The sequence below is a fragment of the Nocardia sp. BSTN01 genome (assembly GCF_015354405.1).
GTDB lineage: Bacteria > Actinomycetota > Actinomycetes > Mycobacteriales > Mycobacteriaceae > Nocardia.
In genome coordinates, this window is the sequence record NZ_JADKYP010000118.1 from 1 (window position 1) to 4,862 (window position 4,862).

A 4,862-nucleotide genomic window follows, 5' to 3' on the forward strand; every position below is an offset into this window, starting at 1 on the left:
GCGCTCAGCACTCGTCGCCCGCACCTACACCACCGCATGAGGCCCTACCGGCTCCGCACCGCCGGTCAGTGCGCGGGGTGATTGCGAATTTCCGCGACATAGGCGCGGGAGACGGTGCAGGTCAGCAGGTCCAGCATGTCGACCAGGAAGCTGCGATCGGCCACCGGATCGGTGGTTCCGGTGCCGCCGGCCGGATCGATGCGGTTCAGGGTCAATTTCACCCCGTCGTGAATCGCGTGCTGCACCATATCGATCGGAATTCCGTCACGCGCCCACAACGCCGCCGCGTATTCCAGTCGCCGCAGCGCGCGCGTCGCCCCGGTGGGCGCATCGCCGAGCAGGATGAGCGCCAGTTCGAATCCCATCCGCATGACTATCGCGGGATCGGAATATGTTGCACCCCTGGCATTCCCGGAATCGAATCCATCGCCCTCCGCGGATTCCGCATCCCAGGAGTCGTAGGCCGGCATCGCGCTCCTTCCGTGCGCCCGATCCCCATCGCACTGACGAAGGTATCGGTGACGCGCGGCGATTACGAGCAGTCGGCGCGGGTTGGCCCAAACATCCGAATCACAGGGGTCCGACGTTGTGAGATTTCCCAATAATCGCTCGAATTCGGGGCCCTGCGTCCGCAATCCGGACGAGGCCGTCCGGCATTCGGGAGCCGGCGGAAATTCCGGCGAATCCGTTCGTCACAGCGGCTCCGGCCGCATTCGACTGGCGCCGAAACCGTGATAGCCTGAACGTGATACATGCTAGCGTGATAATCACGCGAAGGAAATCGATTGGGGCGGAAGAGATTTCGTCGGGCGTATGATCATCACGCAGCAGTGCCTCGTTTCGTCGACCTCCCGGGCCGCGCGTCGCGCCGATACGCTGGCACCCATGGGAGCTCGATTACGTACCGCGCGAAAATTGCTGCTGGGCCGCGAGATCGACCACATGATCAGCGCGGCGGGGGTGAATCAGGCGGAGGCCGCCCGGATCATCGACACCAGTCAGAGCCGGATCGCGATGTTGATCAACGGCGCCAGCTCGATCACCGTCGGCGATCTCGAACGGCTCGCGGTCGCACTGGGTTTCACCGACCCCGGTTATCTGGAAAGCCTCGAGGCATTACGCCGGGACAATCACAAACGCGGTTTCTGGAACACCGGCCATCGCCGCGCCTATCTCGAGGAATTACGTCTGCTGGTGGATCTCGAGGCCCATGCCAGCCTGCTGCGGGTCACCGAGGCCGAGATCGTGCCCGGACTGATCCAAAGCGAGTCCTATATCCGGGCCCTGCACGAACCCCCGCACGACGCGCAACCGGCGTCCATCGATCCCTGCGTGGTCACCGTGGAGGATTCGGTCCGCGCACGGCTGGCCCGCCAGGACGTCCTCACCGGCCCCGACGCACCGCGATTCCACGCCGTGCTCTCGGAATCGTGCCTGCGCCGCGAATACGGCGGCCGCGCGGTGATGGCCGACCAACTGGAATACCTGCTCGAACTGTCGCATCGGCCCAACATCATGCTGCAGGTGCTGCCGTTCACCGTTCCCACCCGGGGCGCGGGGATGGAGGACCGCTTCACGCTGGTGCGGGTTCCCTCCCCCGGCGCGGCGGGGGACCTGGACATGGCGATCGTGGAGAGCCAGGGCGACATTCGCTACATCGACGACAAGCGCGCGGTACGCGCCCGGGAGACCGTCTGGGACCGATTATCCGCGGCCGCAGCGGATCCCGATCGGTCGCGAGCGTTCATCGACCGGATCGCGCGTTCGTTCCGACGCGAGAGCGTCACCGGGACGTGACCCACCGTCCGTAATCTGCAAAGCCTAAGGAGTGCCGGGCAGCAATGAGCGACAACGACTTTCCCTCACGCGATATCGACACGAGCCGGCCCTCGGCGGCGCGGATGTACCACTACTACCTGTCCGGCCAGGCGCTGTTCGACGTCGACAAGGTCTTCGGTGAGCGGGTGTTCGCGGTGTTCCCGCACGCCGACGCCTGGGCACGGCACAATCGCGAATTCCTGCGCCGCGCGGTCGATTTCATGGCATCACGCGGGATCCGGCAGTTCCTCGACATCGGCGCGGGGCTGCCGACGGCGGACAACACCCATGAGATCGCACGTGCGCACGAGCCGCGGACCCGGGTGGTGTACGTCGACAACAACACCGAGGCGGTGGCGCGCTGGCTCGACCTGTTGCGCGCTACCGATGCCCTCGCCACCACCGCGGTCCTCGATGCCGATCTGCGATGTCCCGACGACATTTTCGACCATCCCGAGACCCGGCGCCTGATCGATCCGGATCAGCCACTCGGACTGCTCATCGTCGGCGTCTGGCCGTTCGTGCCCGACAGCGACCGCCCCTACCGGCTGATGGCCCAACTGCGTGATCGGCTCCCGCGCGGCAGCTGCGTGGCGATGAGCCATGCCGGCCTCGACGACGCGTCCGAGGATGTCAAACGCGGAATGGCCGCCGCGGCGGAGCTCTACAAGCAGACCTCGGATCCGATGACGCTGCGCCGCCGTGACGATTTCGCCGCTTTCTACGACGGCTTCGAGCTCCTGAACCCCGGGATCGTGCACGCCCCCGATTGGCGCCCCTCTGCACCGGTGGACATGGCGGATCCGGCACGGCCGTGTAATTTCGCGGCCGTCGGCTACAAGCCTTAGCCGGCACGGTCGGCGCGGCGGTCCGCGCATCGGTGCGCCGGCAGCTTTACTCCGTAGAAAGGGCATCCGATGACGCGGCCACCGACCTTCACCGTAGGCGAATTCCGAAAAGCCTCAGCCAGTTCCCCGCACCAGAACTGCGTGCGCGTCGCGCGCAAACACGGATGGACCGCCGTCTGGGACGACAAACGCGCTACTGCCGCCACCACCGCCGGCACGGCCGTGATCAGCACCGACATACTGTTGCTGCACGATGAACAGTTCGACAGCTACCAGGCCGGTATCCGCGCCGGGCGCACCGAGCGATTACCGATCGCGCAGTTCCGGCGCCCCGACGGACGCTACGTGCTGCGTGCCGAAACCGACCGTCCCACAGCGGATGTGGAGCTGATCTTCGATCGAGCCGAGCTCGACGCATTCCACCACGGTGTGCGGACCCACGAATTCGATCTGCACAGATTCACCGCACCGGCACTCGACGACACCGAATGCGAGACTCGCGCAACCGGTCTCACGGATCGAATACCGGCCTAGCGGTTCACACGTTCCGGTGCCCGCCCACGCGGGCACCGTCACTCTCGAAAAACTCTGCGCCGCAGGGTATCCGGTTCAGTCCGAGCCGGCGGCGGCGTCGTCCAGGTGCACCCGTACCCGAACCCGGCCCTTGTCGTCGCGCGTGGCCACGGCGCGGCCGCGGCGGTCGCCACCGTCCAAATGCAACGTGATGGGGCCGCCTTCGCCGGTGAAGTTGCGCCACCAGCTCTTGCGATCGGGCATCGCGACACCGATCAGGATCGAATCGCCGGAACGCCGGTAGTTCACCGGTGTGCTGAACGTCTTACCGGACTTGCGCCCGACATAGCTGATCTCGACGAATCCCTTCCGCGTCAGCGGGCCGAGAACCGGCGCCTCCGTCAGCGTGAGTACTACCGAATTGAAGCCGCGCACGGCCGATTTCACGTCCACCTGTTGCCTCCTGACTGGCCCGACCGAGAGTTGTCACTCTACCGGCGGCCGATGACATCGCCGGGCGGACGAGGCCGTTCACCCCAGGCCCGGCCCGGAGCGGATCTCGGCCCCGAGCGGATGCCCGGCACGTCCCGGGCGCCGGCCGTATCCGCGGCATCCGGCCGCGCCGCGACCCCCGGCGGAGGCGTCGGTGACGCTGTCGGTGATCCGATCCGGTCCGCGCGCGGGCGGCTCCTCGGCAGCTTCCGGTACGGCGACCGCCAGACCGGCGCCGATTCCGAGCGCCGGCCCCGCGACCGCGCCGGGCGCGAAGGCGGCGACCAGCGCACCGCGCCACGCGGGCCACGGGGACGTCGCGCGCAGCATCGCCCACCAGACACCGATGCCGTCGGCGGCCGCGTCGCAGAGACGCAGATACGGTGCGGCGGCGTAGCCCGCGGCGAGGATCAGGGCCGCACCGGCGGCACAGTCGAGCAGGTAGTGGTTCGCGGTCCCGATCACCACCAGCGTGATCAGAACCGGATAGCCGACCCCGGCCCACCGCGCGAGCGGAGTCCGGCCGAAGCGGTACAGCATCAGCCCGCACCACAGCGCCCAGCCGACGTGCAGACTCGGCATCGCCGCGAAATCGTTGGTGAGCGAATCCAATCCGCGCGGCGTGCTGGCATCGCCCTGCCACCAGCCCACCGAGGCGTGCAGGGCCATCACATCGATGAAGCCGTGGGAGTCCTCCAGCAGGCGCGGTGGCGCGGTGGGCAATGCGACGAAACCGATCAGCCCCGCGACCGTCGCGATGCCCAGTTGGGTGCGAGCCGCCCGGTACTGCTCACGATGCGCCCACCACATCCAGATCAGGATCGCGGGAGTCACGACGTAGTGCAGCGTGGCGTAGGCGAAGTCGGCCGGTATCGCGATCCAGGAATGGCCGGCGAAGATCCGGTTCAGCCACAGTTCCGGGTCCAGCCGCAGCCAGTCCTCGATGCGCAGCAGCGCGTGCGCGTCGCGGCGGGCGTGGTCGAGACCACTGCCGACCAGCAGCCGGGCCCCGTCGTAGGCGAAATACACCACGACCACCAGCACTATTTCCCGCAACCAGCCACCGGCTCGCGCCGGAACTTGCGCGAGCGGACCCGAGATGGTTGTTGCAGCCACGACCCGACCTCCACGACGAGGGCTGACGTACAACGTACGGTACGTCGTACGTGCATACTACAATGGCGTCGAGAC

General features: G+C 67.2%; 6 protein-coding genes. 3 read left to right on the plus strand and 3 right to left on the minus strand.

Annotation, left to right across the window (positions count from 1 at the left end; all coding sequences use genetic code 11):
* Positions 1–65: 65 nt before the first annotated feature.
* A complete protein-coding gene (locus IRT45_RS35825; RefSeq protein WP_194810192.1) occupies positions 66–365 on the minus strand; it encodes a hypothetical protein in 300 nt (99 codons plus the stop codon).
* A gap of 520 nt (positions 366–885) precedes the next feature.
* Between IRT45_RS35825 and IRT45_RS35830 the strand changes: the two genes are divergently transcribed.
* The 3 genes from IRT45_RS35830 (at position 886) to IRT45_RS35840 (ending at position 3,200) form a co-directional block, all read left to right on the plus strand.
* A complete protein-coding gene (locus IRT45_RS35830) occupies positions 886–1,797 on the plus strand; it encodes a helix-turn-helix transcriptional regulator (RefSeq protein ID WP_194810193.1) in 912 nt (303 codons plus the stop codon).
* A gap of 44 nt (positions 1,798–1,841) precedes the next feature.
* Positions 1,842–2,666, plus strand: coding sequence for an SAM-dependent methyltransferase (locus IRT45_RS35835; protein WP_194810194.1), 825 nt, complete (start codon positions 1,842–1,844; stop codon positions 2,664–2,666).
* Between the two features lie 69 nt (positions 2,667–2,735).
* A complete protein-coding gene (locus tag IRT45_RS35840; protein WP_194810195.1) occupies positions 2,736–3,200 on the plus strand; it encodes a hypothetical protein in 465 nt (154 codons plus the stop codon).
* Between the two features lie 75 nt (positions 3,201–3,275).
* Here IRT45_RS35840 and IRT45_RS35845 read toward each other — a convergent pair whose 3' ends face one another.
* Together IRT45_RS35845 and IRT45_RS35850 are read right to left on the minus strand one after the other, a co-directional pair.
* Positions 3,276–3,632, minus strand: coding sequence for a hypothetical protein (locus IRT45_RS35845; RefSeq protein ID WP_194810196.1), 357 nt, complete (start codon positions 3,630–3,632; stop codon positions 3,276–3,278).
* A 78-nt stretch (positions 3,633–3,710) separates the two neighbouring features.
* Positions 3,711–4,787, minus strand: coding sequence for a phosphatase PAP2 family protein (locus IRT45_RS35850; RefSeq protein WP_194810197.1), 1,077 nt, complete (start codon positions 4,785–4,787; stop codon positions 3,711–3,713).
* Positions 4,788–4,862: the final 75 nt, after the last annotated feature.